Source organism: Stenotrophomonas sp. pho, assembly GCF_006228405.1.
In the GTDB taxonomy this organism is placed as follows: Bacteria; Pseudomonadota; Gammaproteobacteria; order Xanthomonadales; family Xanthomonadaceae; genus Stenotrophomonas; species Stenotrophomonas sepilia.
In genome coordinates, this window is sequence record NZ_CP029759.1 from 1,374,651 (window position 1) to 1,392,097 (window position 17,447).

At 67.5% G+C, this 17,447-nt stretch carries 10 protein-coding genes and 4 pseudogenes; 7 read left to right on the forward strand and 7 right to left on the reverse strand.

What is annotated here, in order from left to right:
* Window positions 1–108 precede the first annotated feature (108 nt).
* From DL544_RS06480 to DL544_RS06495, 4 genes and pseudogenes are all read right to left on the reverse strand, one after another.
* Window positions 109–726 (reverse strand): HD-GYP domain-containing protein, encoded by a 618-nt coding sequence (locus DL544_RS06480; protein WP_005415790.1) that lies wholly within the window; start codon window positions 724–726, stop codon window positions 109–111.
* 44 nt (window positions 727–770) lie between these two features.
* A pseudogene (gene mfd, locus DL544_RS06485) lies at window positions 771–4,233 on the reverse strand (transcription-repair coupling factor).
* 149 nt (window positions 4,234–4,382) lie between these two features.
* Complete coding sequence (locus DL544_RS06490) at window positions 4,383–4,928, reverse strand: GNAT family N-acetyltransferase (protein WP_004150340.1); 546 nt, start codon at window positions 4,926–4,928, stop codon at window positions 4,383–4,385.
* Between the two features lie 67 nt (window positions 4,929–4,995).
* Window positions 4,996–5,880: a 23S rRNA (adenine(2030)-N(6))-methyltransferase RlmJ gene (locus tag DL544_RS06495; protein ID WP_139726915.1), complete on the reverse strand. Its 885-nt coding sequence runs from the start codon at window positions 5,878–5,880 to the stop codon at window positions 4,996–4,998.
* A gap of 35 nt (window positions 5,881–5,915) precedes the next feature.
* Between DL544_RS06495 and creB the strand changes: the two genes are divergently transcribed.
* From creB to DL544_RS06530, 7 genes and pseudogenes are all read left to right on the forward strand, one after another.
* The gene (gene creB, locus DL544_RS06500; RefSeq protein ID WP_139726916.1) at window positions 5,916–6,641 is read left to right on the forward strand and encodes a two-component system response regulator CreB; all 726 of its coding nucleotides are present in this window, start codon (window positions 5,916–5,918) and stop codon (window positions 6,639–6,641) included.
* 3 nt (window positions 6,642–6,644) lie between these two features.
* Complete coding sequence (gene creC / locus DL544_RS06505) at window positions 6,645–8,105, forward strand: two-component system sensor histidine kinase CreC (protein WP_005415794.1); 1,461 nt, start codon at window positions 6,645–6,647, stop codon at window positions 8,103–8,105.
* A gap of 81 nt (window positions 8,106–8,186) precedes the next feature.
* Window positions 8,187–9,505: pseudogene (creD, locus tag DL544_RS06510) on the forward strand (cell envelope integrity protein CreD).
* A 10-nt stretch (window positions 9,506–9,515) separates the two neighbouring features.
* A pseudogene (locus tag DL544_RS22365) lies at window positions 9,516–9,925 on the forward strand (hypothetical protein).
* Window positions 9,926–10,105: 180 nt separating this feature from the next.
* Entirely contained in the window at window positions 10,106–11,698 is a 1,593-nt protein-coding gene (locus tag DL544_RS06520) for a M20/M25/M40 family metallo-hydrolase (protein WP_065177467.1), read from the forward strand.
* Window positions 11,699–11,851: 153 nt separating this feature from the next.
* Window positions 11,852–13,255: a glutamate--tRNA ligase gene (gene gltX / locus DL544_RS06525; RefSeq protein ID WP_005415798.1), complete on the forward strand. Its 1,404-nt coding sequence runs from the start codon at window positions 11,852–11,854 to the stop codon at window positions 13,253–13,255.
* Between the two features lie 34 nt (window positions 13,256–13,289).
* Window positions 13,290–13,781, forward strand: a complete 492-nt coding sequence (locus DL544_RS06530) for a Fur family transcriptional regulator (protein WP_005415799.1) — start codon at window positions 13,290–13,292, stop codon at window positions 13,779–13,781.
* Between the two features lie 94 nt (window positions 13,782–13,875).
* Here the strand turns inward: DL544_RS06530 and DL544_RS22370 are convergent.
* The 3 genes and pseudogenes from DL544_RS22370 to DL544_RS06545 form a co-directional block, all read right to left on the reverse strand.
* Window positions 13,876–14,990, reverse strand: a pseudogene (locus DL544_RS22370) (HlyD family secretion protein).
* A 48-nt stretch (window positions 14,991–15,038) separates the two neighbouring features.
* Window positions 15,039–16,712: an MFS transporter gene (locus DL544_RS06540; RefSeq protein WP_065177464.1), complete on the reverse strand. Its 1,674-nt coding sequence runs from the start codon at window positions 16,710–16,712 to the stop codon at window positions 15,039–15,041.
* Window positions 16,712–17,278 carry a TetR/AcrR family transcriptional regulator gene (locus DL544_RS06545; protein ID WP_005415802.1) on the reverse strand — a complete coding sequence of 189 codons (567 nt, stop codon included), beginning with the start codon at window positions 17,276–17,278 and terminating at the stop codon, window positions 16,712–16,714. The genes DL544_RS06540 and DL544_RS06545 overlap by 1 nt, the downstream gene beginning before the upstream one ends.
* Window positions 17,279–17,447 lie beyond the last annotated feature (169 nt).

Sequence of the window (17,447 nt, forward strand, 5' to 3'; positions counted from 1 at the left end):
GACTGTTAGTCGACTATCGCGCGCAGCGCGGGATTTTCGCGATCTGGACGAAGAGCAGTCGACTAACAGTCGACTCTACCGGCGGGTCGTTTCACCGTCGGGAAGATCTCAGGCCAGCGCCGGTTCCCGCTCCAGCATGCGATGGAAGCGTTGCAGCACGTACGGATCCACCAGCCCGCCGGCCTGCTCGTCGATGATCCGCAATGCGGCCTCATGCTCCATCGCATTGCGATACGGGCGCACGCTGGTCATCGCATCGTAGGCATCGGCGATGGTGACGATGCGCGCACCCAGCGGGATGGATTCGCCGCGCAGCCCATCGGGGTAGCCGCTGCCATCGAAGGCCTCGTGATGGGCGCGGATCAGCCGCGCCACCGGCAAGGCGTCGCTGCGGCCGGTGGCCAGGAAGATGTGTTCGCCGCGTACCGGATGCTCGCGCATGATCGCGCGCTCCTCATCGGTATGCCGGCGGGGTGCCAGCAGCACATCATCGGGTATGCCGATCTTGCCGATGTCATGGAAGCGCGCGGCCAGGCCGATCTGCGCACGGGCCTCGTCATCAAGATCGCAGTGCGTGGCCAGACACTGCGCGAGCAGGCCAACGCGGTCGCAGTGGTGGCGGGTGTAGGCGTCGCGCATCTGCAGCGACATCGCGAGGGCATCGATCAGGCAGGCCTGCGCGTGCAGCAGGTCGGGGGCGGGTACGGCGTCAGGGAACATGGTCATCCGCCCGCACCGGGTGGGGGCCGGTGCGGGGTGTTCGGGGGTGATCAACCCGGGGCGAGGGTGGTCAGAAGGGCGCGGGCCGCATTGAAGCGGTCTTCCGGCAACGGCAGCGGGTGCTTGATGCGCAGCTTGTCGGGCCCTTCCATGGCATAGAGGTTCGGTTGTTTCTGGATCAGCTGGATCACCGCCATCGGATCGATGTTCGGCTTGGACTCGAACACGATGCGGCCGCCGTTCTCGCCCAGGTCGAGCTTGCGGATGCCCAGCGTATTGGCTTTCAGCTTCAGCTCGGCGATGGCGAACAGGTGCTTGGCTGCATCCGGCAGCAGGCCGAAGCGGTCGATCATCTCCACCTGCAGTTCGCGGAGTGCATCGCTGTCGCGCGCGCTTGAAATGCGCTTGTACAGGGTCAGGCGGGTGTGCACGTCCGGCAGATAGTCTTCCGGGATCAGTGCCGGCACATGCAGCTCGACCTCGGCGCCGCGCACTTCTTCACCGGCATCCAGGTCGGGCAGCTTGCCCTGCTTGATGCTGCGTACCGCGCGTTCCAGCAGCTCGGTATACAGGCTGAAGCCGACCTCGGCCATCTGCCCGCTCTGGTCCTCGCCCAGCAGTTCACCGGCGCCGCGGATTTCCAGATCGTGGGTGGCCAGGGTGAAGCCGGCGCCCAGCTCGTCCATCGAGGCGATCGCTTCCAGGCGCTTCTCGGCGTCGGGGGTGATCGCGCGACGGTCGGGGTGATCAGGTAGGCGTAGGCACGGTGGTGCGAACGGCCCACGCGGCCACGCAGCTGGTGCAGCTGGGCCAGGCCGAAACGGTCGGCACGGTTGATGATGATGGTGTTGGCGTTGGGGATGTCGATGCCCGATTCGATGATCGTGGTCGACAGCAGCACGTTGAAACGCTGCTTCTGGAAATCCAGCATCACCTTTTCCAGTTCGCGCTCGGGCATCTGCCCGTGGGCGATGCCGATGCGTGCCTCCGGCACCAGCTCGGACAGCTCGCGCTGCATGCGGCCGATGCTCTCCACATCGTTGTGCAGGAAGTACAGCTGGCCACCGCGCGCGAGCTCGCGCTGGAAGGCTTCGCGCAGCAGCGCGTTGTCCCACTGGGTGATGAAGGTCTGCACCGCCAGCCGGTTCGGCGGCGGCGTGGCGATGATCGACAGATCGCGCAGGCCGGCCATGGCCATGTTGAGCGTGCGCGGGATCGGCGTGGCGGTCAGCGTCAGCAGGTGTACGTTGGCGCGCAGCGCCTTCAGCGCCTCCTTCTGGCGCACGCCGAATCGCTGCTCCTCGTCGACGATGACCATGCCCAGGTCCTTGAACTTCACGTCAGGCTGCAGCAGGCGATGGGTGCCGACGATGACGTCGATGGTGCCAGCGGCCACCTTCTCCAGTTCGGCCTTGATTTCCTTGCTGGTCTTGAAGCGCGACAGCACTTCGACCTTCAGCGGGTAATCGGCGAAACGGTCGCGGAAGTTGCGGTAATGCTGCTCGGCCAGCAGCGTGGTCGGCACCAGCACCGCCACCTGCTTGCCGGCACTGGCCGCAGCAAATGCAGCGCGCACCGCCACCTCGGTCTTGCCGAAGCCGACGTCGCCGCAGACCACGCGGTCCATCGGCTGGCTGCTGGCCAGGTCGCGCAGGGTGGCATCGATCGCAGCCAGCTGGTCGGGGGTTTCCTCGAACGGGAAACCGGCGGCGAACGGCTCGTACATCGCGCGGTCGACCTGCAGTGCCAGGCCGGCACGCGCCTGGCGGCGGGCCTGGATTTCCAGCAGTTCGGCGGCGACATCGCGCACCTTCTCGGCGGCCTTGCGCTTGGCCTTGCTCCACTGCTCGCCACCGAGCGAATGCAGCGGTGCGGTTTCCGCCGAAGCGCCGGAGTAGCGGCTGATCAGGTGCAGCTGGGCGACCGGTACATACAGGCGGTCGCCCTTGGCATATTCGATGTCGAGGAACTCGCCGGGCATGCCGCCGACGTCCATCGCGATCAGGCCACGGTAGCGGCCGACGCCATGGTCCTCGTGCACGATCGGCGCACCCTCGGTCAGCTCGCCGAGGTCGCGGATGATCGCCTCCGGCTCGCGGCCGGCACGGCGCGTGCGGCGGGTGCTGCCGGCGCGCTCGGGAACAGCTGGCGCTCGGTCAGCACCGCGATGCGCGGGTCGTCCAGCGCGAAGCCATCTTCCAGCGGCGCCACCGCGATCGCGAAGCGCGCATCGCTAGCGAGGAAGCTGGGCAGGTCGGCCACCACCGGCGGCTTCAGCTCGGCGGCCTGCAGCACTTCCAGCAGTGCCTCGCGGCGGCCGGGCGAATCGGCGGCGATCAGTACCCGGCCCGGATAATGGCCGAGGAAGGATTTCAGCGCATCGCCGGCGGGGGCTTCGCGTGCGGCCACCGGCAGCGGGGGCAGCGGCTGGTCGCCCAGCGCGTGCGCGTCGGCGATGCGTGCGTGGTCGGCGGCCCATACCTCGATGCGCGGGGCATCGTTCAGGCGCTCGCGCAGCAGCTCCGGCGACAGGTACAGCGCCGACGGCGGCAGCAGCGGCCGTTCCACATCGTGGCGGCGCTGCTCATAACGCTCGCCGGTCTGCGCCCAGAACGCCTCGGCGGCTTCGCCGGCACCGGCACAGACCACCGGCAGGCTGCCGCTGGGCAGGTAGTCGAACAGGGTTGCGGTGCGCTCGAAGAACAGCGGCAGGTAGTACTCGACGCCGGCCGGGGCCAGCCCGGATTTCAGGTCCTGGTACAGCGCGCTGCGCCGGGTATCGACATCGAAGCGCTCGCGCAGCGTGGACAGCACGCGGGCGATGCTGGCCTCGTCCATGGGCACTTCGCGGCCCGGCAGCATGTGCACCGCCTCGACCTTGTCCAGCGAACGCTGGCTTTCCGGATCGAAGGCACGGATCGAATCGATGTCCTCGTCCAGCAGTTCCACCCGCAGCGGCTCGTCGGCGCCCATCGGGAACACGTCGAGCAGGCCGCCGCGCACGGCGAAGTCACCCGGGTCCATCACCTGCGGCACGTTGCGGTAGCCGGCGCTTTCCAGGCGGCGCTTCTCGGCTTCCAGATCCAGGCGCTGGCCGACCTTCAGGTCGAAGCTGCCACCAATGACGTAGCTGCGCGGGGCCAGCTGCTGCAGCAGGGTCTGCACCGGCACGATCACCAGGCCACGCTTCAGCGTGGGCAGGCGGTGCAGGGCAGCCAGACGCTGCGAGATGATGTCCGGATGCGGGCTGAAGCGGTCGTAGGGCAGGGTTTCCCAGTCCGGGAAGGCGACCACCGGCAGGGCCGGGTCACCGCCGAGCAGGGTCTGCAGATCGGCTTCAAGCTGGTTTGCGCCGTGGTTGTCACGGGCGATCACCAGCAGCGGAGCGTCGTGCACGCGCGATGCCTGGGCCAGGTACCAGGCCAGTGCGGTGGGCGAGGCGGGGGCGCGCCACCAGGCGCGGAGCTGGCCGGCGCGCGGCAGCGGCGGGGCGGGGTATGAGGTACGCGACATGGACCCCGGATTTTAGCAGAAGCCCGATCGAAGCCCGGTGGGTCGTGCCGGCCGTTTGCCGACGGCCTCACGTGCCGTTGGGGGAACACAATGCCGGCCAGCGGCCGGCACTACCGGGAGGTATGGCCGGGCAGGGCCCGGCGCATCCGTCAGTTGTCCAGCTCCAGCACCATCCGGACCAGGCCTTCGGCTCCGGTCGGGTGCGGCACCGGCTTGAAGCCCAGCGACGCGGCCAGCTGCTTCATCGGTTCGTTCTCGGCGGCAACGTCGCCGTACAGGCGGTCCAGGTACTTGCCACGGCCCCACTTCACCAGCTTGCGCATCAGCTGCCGTCCCAGGCCTTGGCCGATCAGGAAGCGGCTGATCAGGATCGCGTACTCGGCTTCACGGGTGCCGGGGATGATCGAGGCCCGGGCGACCGCGCCGACCACCGCTTCGCCCGCGGGCAGGGACTCGGCTGCGACCAGGGTGATCTCGGTCTTGGGGTTGGGGTGGGTCAGACGCTGGGTGGTTTCCGGCGACAGCTCGGTCACCGCCTGCAGGAAACGATCACGGATTTCTTCCGGCCCGAACAGGCTGAATGCCGCTTGCAGCGGTGCGCCATCTTCCGGGCGGATGGGGCGGATCAGCAGCTCGTGGCCGCTGGGAGCCTTGAAGATCTCATGCCAGGGCGGCATGCGGTTGCGAGTGGCCATACCGGGTGATTCCTTGGTGGTCCATCGATTGTGGCATCACCGGGGCTGCGTTCCGTGAACGAAAGGCTCACGGCGGTACAGCCTCGTGAAGGCCGTTATTCGGGGCTTTGAGCCAGTCCAGGCGGGTGCTGGCCCCGGGTTCGCCCAGGTGCTGGCGCAGCGCCGGCAGGGCCGGACCGACCACGCGGTCGAACTGCCACGGCGGGTTGAGCAGCAGCATGCCGCTGCCGTTGAGGCGCAGCGGCGAGTCGTCCGGGCGCACCAGGAACTCGATCGTCATCGCCGATTTCACCGGCAGGGCGGTGGCCTTGCGCAGGAAGTGCAGGATGGTGCGGCGCTGCTTGATCGGGAACCAGACCGCACAGGTGGCCTGCGGCCAGCGTGCCAGGGTTTCGGCCAGGGCGGCCAGCACCGCCTGGTACTCGGCATCCTGGGCTTCGTAGGGCGGGTCGATCAGCACCAGGCCGCGGCCGATCTTGCTGCCGTTGAACTTCGGCGGCAGCAGCGAACGCAGCAGGGCATAGCCATCGCCCGCCCGAACGTCGACGCGGCTGTCATGGGCGAACAGGGCCTTCAGCGTGGCCGTTTCGGCTTCCTGCAGCTCACAGACCGCCATGCGGTCCTGGGGGCGCATGGCCTGCGCGCTCAGCAGCGGCGAGCCCGGATAATTGGTCAGTGCGCCCACCGGATTGTCGGCCTGCACCGCCTTCAGGTAGCGCTCGACTACCTCCGGCAGCCTGGGCTGGGCCATCAGCCGCATGATCCCGGATTCGGCCTCCAGGGTCTTGCGGCTCTCTTCGCTGGCCAGCAGGTAGCGGCCAGCACCGCCGTGGGTGTCGAGCACGAAGAACGGGCTGTCCTTGCGCTTGAAGCTGTCGATCAGGGCCAGCTGCACGATGTGTTTGAGCACGTCGGCGTGGTTGCCGGCATGGAAGGCGTGGCGATAGTTCATGGGCCGCAGTGTACGGGGCGGCGGCCGCAGCGGCTATGCTGCGCGCCATGACAGCTCCTGTTGCCCATGTCCTGGTGGTCGAGGACGAAGCCGCCATCGCCGAAACCGTGCTCTATGCGCTGCGCAGCGAGGGCTATGCCGCCAGCCACTGCCTGCTCGGTGGCGAGGCGCTGCAACGGCTGCAGGCCGGGGATATCGACGTGGTGGTGCTGGACGTGGGCCTGCCTGACCTGGGCGGCTTCGAGGTGTGCCGCCGGCTGCGCGCGCAGCCCGGGCCGGCGGCGCAGCTGCCGGTGATCTTCCTGACCGCCCGCAACGATGAAGTGGACCGCGTGCTCGGCCTGGAACTGGGCGCCGACGATTACATGACCAAGCCGTTCTCGCCGCGTGAGCTGGTGGCGCGGGTGCGTGCGCGCCTGCGTCGCACCGCACCGGTCGCGGCAGCCCCCGGCGCCGATACGGGCTGGCAGGAACATGGTGCCTTCGCCATCGACCGTGAAGGCCGGCGCATCCGCTTCCGCGGCCACGCGCTGGACCTGACCCGCTACGAGTACGCGTTGCTGGAAGCGTTGCTGCAGCGGCCGGGTGCCATCCTCAGTCGTGCCCAGTTGATGGATCGCGGCTGGGACAGCAGCGCCGATAGTGCCGACCGTACCGTCGACACCCATGTAAAGACGTTGCGCGCCAAGCTGCGCGCAGCCGGTGCCAGCGACGACCCGATCCGCACCCACCGTGGCCTCGGCTACGCGCTGGAGGTCTAGCCGATGCGCCTGGTCCTGAAGCTGTTCCTCGGCTTCTTCCTGATCACCGGCATCGCCGCGTTCTTCGTGATGCGCGTGTTCGTCAACGAAGTGAAGCCGGGTGTGCGCCAGGCGATGGAATCGACCCTGGTCGATGCCGCCAACGTGCTGGCCGAGATGGCGGCGGCCGATGTCAAGGACGGCACCATCCGCAGCGGCAGCTTCACCCGCAACCTCGCCAAGGCGCGGCAGCGTGACCTGAAAGCGATGGTCTGGCGCTTTCCCAAGCGCTCACTGGACTACCGGGTGACCATCACCGATGCCAAGGGCATCGTCATCTACGACTCGCTGGGCCGCGACCTGGGGCGTGACAATTCGCGCTGGAACGATGTCTACCGCACCCTGCGTGGCGAGTACGGCGCCCGCTCCAGCCCGGAAGTGCCAGGCGAAGAAGGCGATACGGTGATGCATGTGGCGGCGCCGGTGTACGACCCGGCCGATGGCCGCACCCTGATCGGCGTGCTCAGCCTGGCCCAGCCCAATCGCAGCATCGATCCGTTCATTGCGGCCAGCCAGCGCGCCATCATCGAGCGCGGCGCCTGGCTGATCGGATTGTCGGCGCTGGTCGGCGTGCTGGTGACGATGTGGCTCACGACGGGCCTTGGCCAGCTCAGCCGCTATGCACGGGCGGTCAGCGCCGGCGAACCGGTGCCACCGCCGCGGCGGCGCCGCGACGAGATCGGCGACCTGGGCCAGGCACTGGAAACAATGCGCCGCAAGCTGGAGGGCAAGGCCTACGTCGAGCAGTACGTGCAGTCGCTGACGCATGAAATGAAAAGCCCGTTGGCGGCGATCCGCGGTGCCGCCGAGCTGCTGCAGGAGCCGCTGCCGGAGGCCGACCGCGTGCATTTCGCACGCAGCATCGTCGATCAGCAGGAGCGGCTGACCGAGACGATCGACAAGCTGCTGGCGCTGGCCGAAGTGGAACAGCACGGCTGGCTGCAGACCCGCGATCCGATCGCGCTGCCAACCTTGCTGGCCGATGCGGCGGCGGCGGCGCAGGTGCGTGCGCAGGCGGCCGGCGTGCAGGTTCGCATCGGCAGCGTGCCCGACATGCGCGTGCAGGGTGATGCCTATCTGCTGCGGCAGGCGTTGCACAACCTGATCGACAACGCCATTGCCTTCTCACCGCCCGGTGCGGACATCGCGCTGCAGGCCGAGGTGGACGGGCCGGGCGTGCGCCTGCAGGTAGCGGATCGCGGTGCCGGCATTCCCGACTACGCGCGCGAACGGGTGTTCGAACGCTTCTATTCGCTGGCCCGCCCCGGCAGCGGCCGGCGCAGTTCCGGCCTGGGCCTGCCGTTCGTGCAGGAAGTGGCTCGCCTGCATGACGGACGCGCCAGCCTCGACGCCCGCGATGGCGGTGGCACGGTGGCCAGCCTGTGGCTACCGTTGGGTGCAGCGGGCCAGCGCCCGCGCCGCTGACTTCACACTCGCTTCAAATTCGCCACAAACCCTGCTCACCGCAGCGGTCCATCCTGCAGCCCTCTCCAACGAGGATGGACCATGAAATCCCTGAAGATGCTGCTGCGGTTCGCCATTGTCGGCGGGCTGATCCTGTTGTTGCTGGTGCCGCTGATGATGATCCGCGGGTGATCACCGAGCGCAGCCAGTACCGCGACGAGGCCTTTGCGCGGGTGGCCGACAGCCGTGCCGGCACGCAGCAGCTGGTTGGTCCGGTGCGGGTGGTGCCGTGGGTGGAACGCAAGCAGGTTGAACTGGTTGACCCGCTGGGCGTCAAGAAGACCGAGGTGCAGGTCACCGAGGGGCACTGGCTGCAGATGCCGGCGTCGCTGGAGGTGGGCGGTGAGATGCTGCCGAGCCAGCGCGAAGTCGGCCTGTTCAAGGTGCCGGTGTACAGCTGGAACGGCCAGATGAAGGCGAGCTTCGCCGCTGACGACTATCCCGTGAAGGCAGGGCGCACGTATGGCCAGCCGTATGTGGCGGTGGGCGTTTCCGATGTGCGCGGCCTGGTCGGTACACCGAACCTGCGCGTGGATGGCAAGCAGCTGCGCCTGCTGCCGGGCGTCGGCGTGGCCAGCGAAGTTGGCCGTGGCCTGCATGCGCCGGTGGCCGGTTTCGCTGCGGATCAGGGCGGCACGCTGGCGGCCAGCACCGTTGAACTGGAGCTGCGCCTGGATGGCAGCCGCATGCTGTCGGTGGTGCCGGTGGGCGATGACACCCACATCGCGCTGCGTTCGAGCTGGCCGCATCCGTCGTTCAGCGGTGCGTTCCTGCCCAACGAGCGGCGCGTTGATGCACAGGGATTCGACGCGCGCTGGGCGGTGTCATCGCTGGCCTCCGACGCACAGCGGCAGCTGCGCAATGAAGGTTCGGTCGACTCGCAGGCGGTGACGGTGTCGCTGGTCGATCCGGTCGATACCTACACCCAGGCCGACCGTGCGTCCAAGTACGGGGTGCTGTTCGTGCTGCTGACCTTCGTCGGATTCATCCTGTTCGAGCTGATCAAGTCGCTGCGCATCCACCCGCTGCAGTACCTCATGGTCGGCCTGGCGCTGGCGATCTTCTTCCTGCTGCTGATCAGCCTGTCCGAGCACATCGCGTTCTGGAAGGCCTACCTGGTTTCGGCGGTGGCCTGTATCGGCCTGCAGGCGGTGTATCTGGCCAACGTGCTGGGCCATTGGAGGCGCGGCCTCGGCTTCGCGGCCCTGCTGACCGTGCTGTACGGCGCGCTGTATGGCCTGCTGGTGTCGGAGAACAACGCACTGCTGATGGGGTCGCTGCTGCTGTTCGTGATCCTGGCGCTTGCGATGTGGGTGACCCGCCGGGTCGACTGGTACGCGCTCGGCGCGGACCTGAAGTAAGGAGCACGCCATGGGCTGGCGCCAGGGATTGCGGCAACGGGCACGGCAGGGCATTCCGGCCCTGCTGGAAGTGGATGCGCTGCTGCAGGCACATGGCGTGCTGGCGGCCCTGCCGGGGGCGCGGATCGCCCCGGTCTGGTCCGCTTCCAGCTGGCGGCGGTGACCTGCGAAGGATTGCAGGGGCAGGGATTGCGTTGGCTGCAGGGTGCGCGGCAGGGACGCGGCGCGGTGGCCGGGCGGGTGCCGCGCTATCGGCCATGGAAGGCCGGCGCGGAGGCATTGGCCGAGATCGGCATCGGCGGCCTTCCGGATGACTGGCCGGCACACGCGGCGGTGTACGGCTGCAGCAGCGTCGACCGGCGGCACTGGTTGCTGTTGCTGCCGGAGCGGGCGCAGTTGTGGTTGGGATGGAGCGGGTGATTCGGCTTTTGCGGGTACGAACCAAGACTCTGCTGTGGGTGCGAACCAACCACTCTCCTGTGGGTGCGAACCTCGGTTCGCACGCTTCCGCGCCGCCCATGACCGATGGGACGGTATCGCCGCGCCCCGGCTGGCTAGACTCGATGGGTTGATGATCGAGCCGAAGGGCAGGGGTGCGATGTGTTGAAGTGGGGCGTGCTGGCCGTAGCGCTGGCGATGGGTGGCAATGCAGCGGCGCAGCAGCGCGAAACGGTGGACCTGGACATGGTCAGCCGCATCCGCCAGGAGGCATTCCACCGTTCGCAGGTGATGGACACCTTCAGCTATCTCACCGAGCGCATCGGCCCGCGCCTGAGCAATTCGCCGGCGATGGGCCGCGCCAATGCGTGGACCCGCGGCAAGTTCAACGAATGGAAGCTGGACAACGTCCACGACGAAGCCTTCGATGATTTCGGCCGTGGCTGGGAATTCACCTCGGCGAGCGTGGAAATGCTGGGTGACCGCGTGCAGCCGCTGCATGCGCTGCCCAAAGCCTGGACCCGCGGTACGAAGGGCCCGGTCGAAGGCGAGCTGGTGCAGGTCGACATCAAGAAGCCCGAAGACATCGAGAAGTACCGCGGCAAGCTGCGCGGCAAGATCCTCCTGCTGGGCGAGGCACGCGAATACAAGCGGGGCACCGAGCCCGATTCGCACCGCCACGACGCGACCTCGCTCGAGGGCCTGCAGGAGTTCACCCTGCCCAAGGACAAGGACGCTACCGCCGAGCGCGCCAAGCGGGTCAAGGAGTACCAGGAACGCCAGCAGCTGGCGGCCAAGGTCAATGCGTTTTTCGTCGAAGAGGGCGCGCTGGCCTCGATCAGCATCAGCAGCTGGGACAACGGCATCATCCGCGTTGCCGGCGGCGGTTCGCGCAAGGCCGGTGAGCCGGTGGGCATCCCGGAACTGGCGATGATCAGCGAACACTTCAATCCGCTGGTGCGCGCGCTTCAGGCCAAGCAGACGGTGCGCCTGCGCGTGGATGTAGCGGCGCGCTTCACCGACGAGGCCGACCAGCCCGGCTACAACACGCTGGCCGAGATCCGCGGCAGCAGCAAGCCCGATGAAGTGGTGATGATCGGTGCGCACCTGGATTCGTGGCACAGCGGCACCGGTGCGGCCGACAACGCGGCCGGCGTGGCGGTGATGATGGAGGCGATGCGCATCCTCAAGGCCACCGGCGCCAAGCCCAAGCGCACCATCCGCGTGGCGCTGTGGAGCGGCGAGGAGCAGGGCCTGATCGGCTCGCAGGCCTACGTCGCCAAGCATTTCGGTCGCTTCCCCGAACCCACTGACGCGGCGCAGAAGGCGCTGCCGGCGTCGCTGCGCGAGCCGACCGGTGCACTGCAGAAGACCCGCGATTACAGCAAGTTCCAGGTTTACTTCAACATGGACAACGGCTCGGGCCGCTTCCGTGGCATCTACGCGCAGGAAAACCTGGCGGCGATGCCGATCTTCGAAGCCTGGCTGGCGCCGTTCCATGACGTGGGCGCCACCACCGTGGCCACCCGCAACACCGGCAGTACCGACCACATCAGCTTCGATCGCATCGGCCTGCCGGGCTTCCAGTTCATCCAGGACCGGCTGGACTACTTCACCAACGTCCACCACAGCCACCTGGACACCTGGGACCACGCCGAACCGGAAGACCTGAAGCAGGCCGCGGCCATCGTCGCTTCGTTCGCCTACAACGCCGCAATGCGCGAGCCGTCCTTCCCGCGAAAGGCAGAACCGTAAAAGGGGACGGAGGGGATTAAGTCGCATCTCCCCTCCGCTTCCCGGTTGCAGCACCCCAGGGCTGGGCAATCGCGACTTAATCCCCTCCGTCCCCTTTTTCCGTCGGGGCGGTGGGCTGGTAAAATCGGGGGATTCCCGTTCCTCGAGCCGTCCATGACCTGCCGCACCCGCTTCGCCCCCAGTCCCACTGGCTACCTGCACATCGGTGGTGCCCGCACCGCGCTGTACTGCTGGCTGGAGGCCCGTCACCGCGGCGGTGAGTTCGTGCTGCGCATCGAGGACACCGACCGCGAACGCAGCACCCAGGGCGCAATCGACGCCATCCTGGAGGCGATGGAGTGGCTGGGCCTGGACTACGACGAAGGCCCGATCTACCAGACCGACCGCGTCGCCCGTTACCAGGAAGTGGCCGAGCAGCTGATCGCCGAGGGCAAGGCGTACTACGCCTACGAGACCCGCGAGGAGCTGGATGCCATGCGCGAGGCCGCCATGGCCAGGCAGGAAAAGCCGCGCTACAACGGCGCTGCGCGCGATCTGGGCCTGCCCTACCGGGACGACCCGAACCGCGTCATCCGCTTCAAGAACCCGCTGGAAGGCACGGTGGTGTTCGATGACCTGATCAAGGGCCGCATCGAGATCGCCAACAGCGAGCTGGATGACATGGTCATCTTCCGCCCGGACGGCTACCCCACCTACAACTTCGCGGTGGTGGTGGACGACTGGGACATGGGCATCACCGAGGTCATCCGCGGCGACGACCACATCAACAACACCCCGCGCCAGATCAACCTGTATGAAGGCATCGGCGCGCCGGTGCCCAGGTTCGGCCACATGCCGATGATCCTGGACGAGCAGGGCGCCAAGCTGTCCAAGCGCACCGGTGCGGCTGACGTGATGCAGTACAAGGACGCCGGCTACCTGCCCGATGCGCTGCTGAGCTACCTGGCCCGCCTGGGCTGGTCGCATGGTGACCAGGAGCTGTTCAGCCGCCAGGAACTGATCGACCTGTTCGACGTGAAGGATTGCAATTCCAAGGCCTCGCGCCTGGACATGGCCAAGCTGGGCTGGGTCAACCAGCACTTCCTGAAGACCGAGGACGTGGCCGCGATCGTGCCGCACCTGGTCTACCAGCTGCAGAAGCTGGGGCTGGACGTGGCCGCCGGCCCGGCTCCGGAGGATGTGGTGATCGCCCTGCGTGAACGCGTGCAGACCCTGAAGGAAATGGCCGAGAAGGCCGTGGTCTGGTACCAGCCGCTGACCGAGTACGATGAAGCGGCGGTGGCCAAGCACTTCAAGGCCGGTGCCGAGGTGGCGCTGGGCAAGGCCCGCGAGCTGCTGGCCGCGCTGCCGGAATGGACCGCCGAGTCGGTGGGCGTCGCCCTGCATGACGCGGCCGCAGCGCTGGAGATCGGCATGGGCAAGGTCGCCCAGCCGCTGCGCGTGGCCATCACCGGCACCCAGGTCAGCCCTGACATTTCCCATACCGTGTACCTGGCCGGCCGCGAGCAGGCCTTGAAACGCATTGATGTGGCCATCACCAAGGTAGCAACGGCCTGAGGCATCCTTGCCAGGCCCGAACCGGAGAACACGCATGCCCGCCAAGACCGCCACTGCCTGTACCGCCCCGCACCACCACGTCCACGACGCATCGGATTTCGTGGCGGTGGTCGAGCGTGTCTCGCGCGAACGCGGGCTGCGCCTGACCCCGATCCGCGCCAACGTGCTGAAGCTGATCGCCGAGGCCGGCAAGCCGGTCAAGGCCTACGAGCTGCTGGAATGGGTGCGCAACGGCAAGGGCGTGGGCGCTGATGCCCCGCCCACCGTGTACCGCGCGCTGGACTTCCTGATGGCCAATGGCTTCGTGCACAAGCTGGAGTCGGTGAATGCCTTCGTGGCCTGCCATCATCCAAGCAGCGCTGCGCATTCGGTGCCGTTCCTGATCTGCAACAGCTGCCACAGCGCAGTGGAGCTGGAAGACCGCGAGATCGTCAGCCAGCTGGAGAAGCGGGCCAAGGAACTGGGCTTCCAGCCGCAGGCACAGACCCTAGAAGTGCACGGTCTCTGCGCGCGCTGCGCGGGGTAACGCAATGGTAGTGCCGGCCGCTGGCCGGCATCCTGAGTGGGGTCAGATCCCTTTGCCATTGGCAAAGGCATCTGACCCCGTTTCATGACAAGGGCTAGTCCTTCGGCTTGCCTGCGGTATCCACCCGCACGATCACCGACATGCCGGGCCGCAGCTGCGCGGCCAGCTTCTGGCCTTCATCGATCGATATCCGCACCGGCAGCCGCTGCACCACCTTGGTGAAGTTGCCGCTGGCATTGTCCGGACGCAACACGCTGAACTCCGATCCGGTGGCGGGCGCGATCTCCTGCACGCGGCCGCGCAGCACCTGGCCCTGGAACGCGTCCACCGAGAACGTGGCCGGCTGGCCGATCGCCATTCCCAGGTCTGGCCTTCCTTGTAGTTGGCCACCACCCACAGTGTGTCAGGTACCAGGAACAGCAGCTGCGAACCGGCGGCGACATACTGGCCCACGCGCACGCTGGCTTCACTGATCTGGCCGTCGCGCGGTGCGTGGATCACCGTATTGGCCAGGTCGATGCGGGCCAGTTCCAGCTGCGCCTGTGCGCTTTCCACCTGGGCCTCCAGGCTCTTGCGCGCGACCTGGGTCGACACCAGTGTTTCCTCGGCGATTCGGATCTGCGCCTGCGACTGCTGCACGCTGGCCTGCGCCGAGGCTTGGCTGGTGCGGAACTTGTCGCGGTCATTGATCGACACCAACTGCTGCGCGGCCAGTTCCTCGTAGCGCTTCAGCTCGTTGCGCGCGCGCTGCAGTTCGGCCTGGCCAGCCGAGAGCGTGGCGCGCGCCGAGGCGATCTGCGCACGGTTCTGCGCCTGCGACTGGTCGGAGTTGGCCAGCGCCGCGCGCGCACTGTCCAGCGTCGCTTGCGCCTGGGCGACGCGTTGGGCATAGATGCGGTCATCGATGCGCAGCAGCGGCTCGCCCTGCCTTACGTGCTGGAAATCCTTCACCAGCACTTCAGTCACATAGCCGTTGACCTGTGGCGCCATCACGGTGATCTGGCCGCGCACATAGGCGTTGTCGGTCACCATCACGCTGCTGGTGAACGGCCACAGGTGCCAGGCGCGCAGGATCAGTGCAATGCCCAGCAGGGCCACCACCACCATCACCACCACGCTGCGCGCGCTGGGCTTGAGGTACTTCGGCGCGACCGCCGGTTCAACGGGCGTGGGCGCAGGCGCCGCGTCGGTCGGCGGCGGTGGGGTCACGTTGTCGGCGTCGTCGGATCGGGGCGGGACGGGGGCATGGTCGAGAACTCAGCGGGGCGCGGCTGGCGTGGCCGCAGTGGAAAGGGCGGGGTGGCGCTTGCGCCATTGCTTGAGCACGGCGGTGCGCAGCGACAGCAGCAGCAACCAGCACAGGAAGCCGATCGCCAGCCAGCCGCTCAGCGTGAACACATCATTGAAGCCGCGCACGTTGGCTTCGCGGCGAGTGGTCTGCGCCAGCTGCGCGCTGCCCTGCGCGCTGCGCAGCACCGGGTCGGTGATCTGGGCGGCATACAGCTGCTGTTGGATGCGCAGGCGCTGCGCCACCACCGGATCGGCGGGATCGAGCTGGCTGGTCAACGCGCTGGAGTACAACTGCTCGCGATGCAGCTGGAAGGTCCCCAGCACCGCCGAACCTGCCAGGCCGCCCAGCGTCTGCGTGATCGACAGCGTCACCAGGAAGGTGATCATGTGGTCCACACCCTGTTTCAACGCAGCGGAAATGCCGAGCATGATCAGCGGGCCCATGAACATGCCGGCACCGACCGAGGCCAGGAACTGGCTGGCGTAGAAGTCGTGCGGCCGATCCAGGCTGGTGCGGTGCTGGTCGAAGAAGGCGGCAGCGCCCAGCAGCAGGATCGCCATCAGCAGCTGCGGGATCAGCCGTTTGGGCCCGAAAGTCAGTGCAGTGCCGGCGATACCGGTGATCACGCCGGCAAGAATCACCACGAACAGCGGCCGCAACTGATCAGGGCCCATGCCGAGCGTGCGCATCAGGTTGACCACGCCGTAGGACTGCTCGGTGGTCAGGAAGCGGATCAGGAACGCGCCGACGATGAAATGCAGTACGGGCAGGCTGGCCAGCCAGCGTGTCTGCAGCAGCGGATTGCGCCGGTAGTGTTCGATGATGAAGGCGGTGGTGGACAGCACGATCGAGGCGATCAGCGCCCAGCCCAGCCACGGCGTGTTGAGCCACCAACGGGTGTAGCCCTGCGCCAGTACGATCACCAGCAGCGCAACCGCCGGCGCCAGCAACGCGAAGGTAAGGAAATCCAGCGGCTCGAAGGCCTTCACCTGGATGCCGGGCGGCAGCTTCAACACCACTACGGCGGCGAATGCGCACAACGCAAGGCCGGCCTCGAACGAATACAGCTGGTGCCACTGGCCGGTATCCACCAAGCCTGGTGAAACGATCCAGGCGATCGGCACCGCCAGCTGCGAAAGGCCGACGCCGACCACCAGCAGGTTGCCGGTAAAGCGGCGGGGCAGGGCCTGCAGCATGTACAGCGTGCCCAAGGTCGAACAGGCCGCGCCGGCGAAGCCGCTGGCGGCACGGGTCAGCATCGTGGTCTCGAAGCTGCCGACGAACAGGTGCAGCACCGCCAGCGCCGCGTACAGGCCCAGCCCGATTTCGGCGAACAGGCGGATGCCGTACTGCTGGCGGAATTTGAAGGCCAGCAGGTTGGCGGTGACATTGACCATTGCATAGGCCGCCACCAGCCAGCTGCCCTGGGTCGGGGTCAGCGCCAGCTGGCCCTGCAGGAACGGCAGGTTGGCAGTGACCAGCGCATTGCCCAGCCCGCCGGTGATCGCCACCAGCAGCGATACCAGCGCATAAGCCACACGCCGGTACGGTGGGTGCCAGGGCATCGACGCCGAGCCGGGCATGGTCGGCTTCTCGTGCTCCTCCCAATCCGGAACCGGCTTCAGATACGGCTGGACCATCAGCGGGCCTCGCTGGTTGCTCCCTGGAGACCCCCGCGCAGCAGCTGCAGGGCGCGCCCGGCGAGGTGGGCGCGCTCGTCGCGGGTCTTGCCGCGCAGGGCTGCGCCCAGCATGCCCGAGATCAGTGAAATATCCGTCTTCTCCAGATCGGCACGGCACAGCCCGGCGGCCTTGGCGCGGGCGATCGGCTCCTCCAGCAGGTCGCGCACGGTCTCGCGCGCCGCGCGCATGGCCGGCACGTCCGAATCGACCGCACGCCAGTAATCGGCCAGCGCCGGCGAATCGATGATGCGCTGGGCCATGCCCTCGAACACCTCGAACAGGGCGTCGTCGCGGTCGCCGAGCTGTTCGACCTGGCGCCGGATGCGGTCGACCGTACGCTGCAGCAGCGCCTGGATCAGCGCGGTGCGGTCGGGGAAGTTGCGGTACAGGGTGGCGCGGCCCACCTGGGCGCGTTCGACCACCAGGTCCAGTGGGGCAGTGACACCGTGTTGGCCGAACACATGATCGGCGGCGTCGAGGATGAGGGCACGGCGGGCAGCAGCATCGGCACGTTGAGCAGTCATGGAATTATTTTCGGACAATAGTGTCCGATTGGCGAGACATTGGGTGACGGGATTGTCCGCTTGTTGTGGTACGCACATCTTTGTGACGGATACGTGATGGTGAGAATCTGAACGAAAACGGGGCCCGAAGGCCCACCGCTGGAGTTGCTGTAGATCCACGCCATGCGTG

Bases quoted from the DNA above. Each gene is read 5' to 3' on its own strand.
- DL544_RS06490 (WP_004150340.1), bottom strand. From the start codon at position 4,928: ATGGCCACTCGCAACCGCATGCCGCCCTGGCATGAGATCTTCAAGGCT.
- creC (WP_005415794.1), top strand. From the start codon at position 6,645: ATGCGCCTGGTCCTGAAGCTGTTCCTCGGCTTCTTCCTGATCACCGGC.
- DL544_RS06495 (WP_139726915.1), bottom strand. From the start codon at position 5,880: ATGAACTATCGCCACGCCTTCCATGCCGGCAACCACGCCGACGTGCTC.
- DL544_RS06545 (WP_005415802.1), bottom strand. From the start codon at position 17,278: ATGACTGCTCAACGTGCCGATGCTGCTGCCCGCCGTGCCCTCATCCTC.
- DL544_RS06480 (WP_005415790.1), bottom strand. From the start codon at position 726: ATGACCATGTTCCCTGACGCCGTACCCGCCCCCGACCTGCTGCACGCG.
- creB (WP_139726916.1), top strand. From the start codon at position 5,916: ATGCTGCGCGCCATGACAGCTCCTGTTGCCCATGTCCTGGTGGTCGAG.
- DL544_RS06530 (WP_005415799.1), top strand. From the start codon at position 13,290: ATGCCCGCCAAGACCGCCACTGCCTGTACCGCCCCGCACCACCACGTC.
- DL544_RS06540 (WP_065177464.1), bottom strand. From the start codon at position 16,712: ATGGTCCAGCCGTATCTGAAGCCGGTTCCGGATTGGGAGGAGCACGAG.
- gltX (WP_005415798.1), top strand. From the start codon at position 11,852: ATGACCTGCCGCACCCGCTTCGCCCCCAGTCCCACTGGCTACCTGCAC.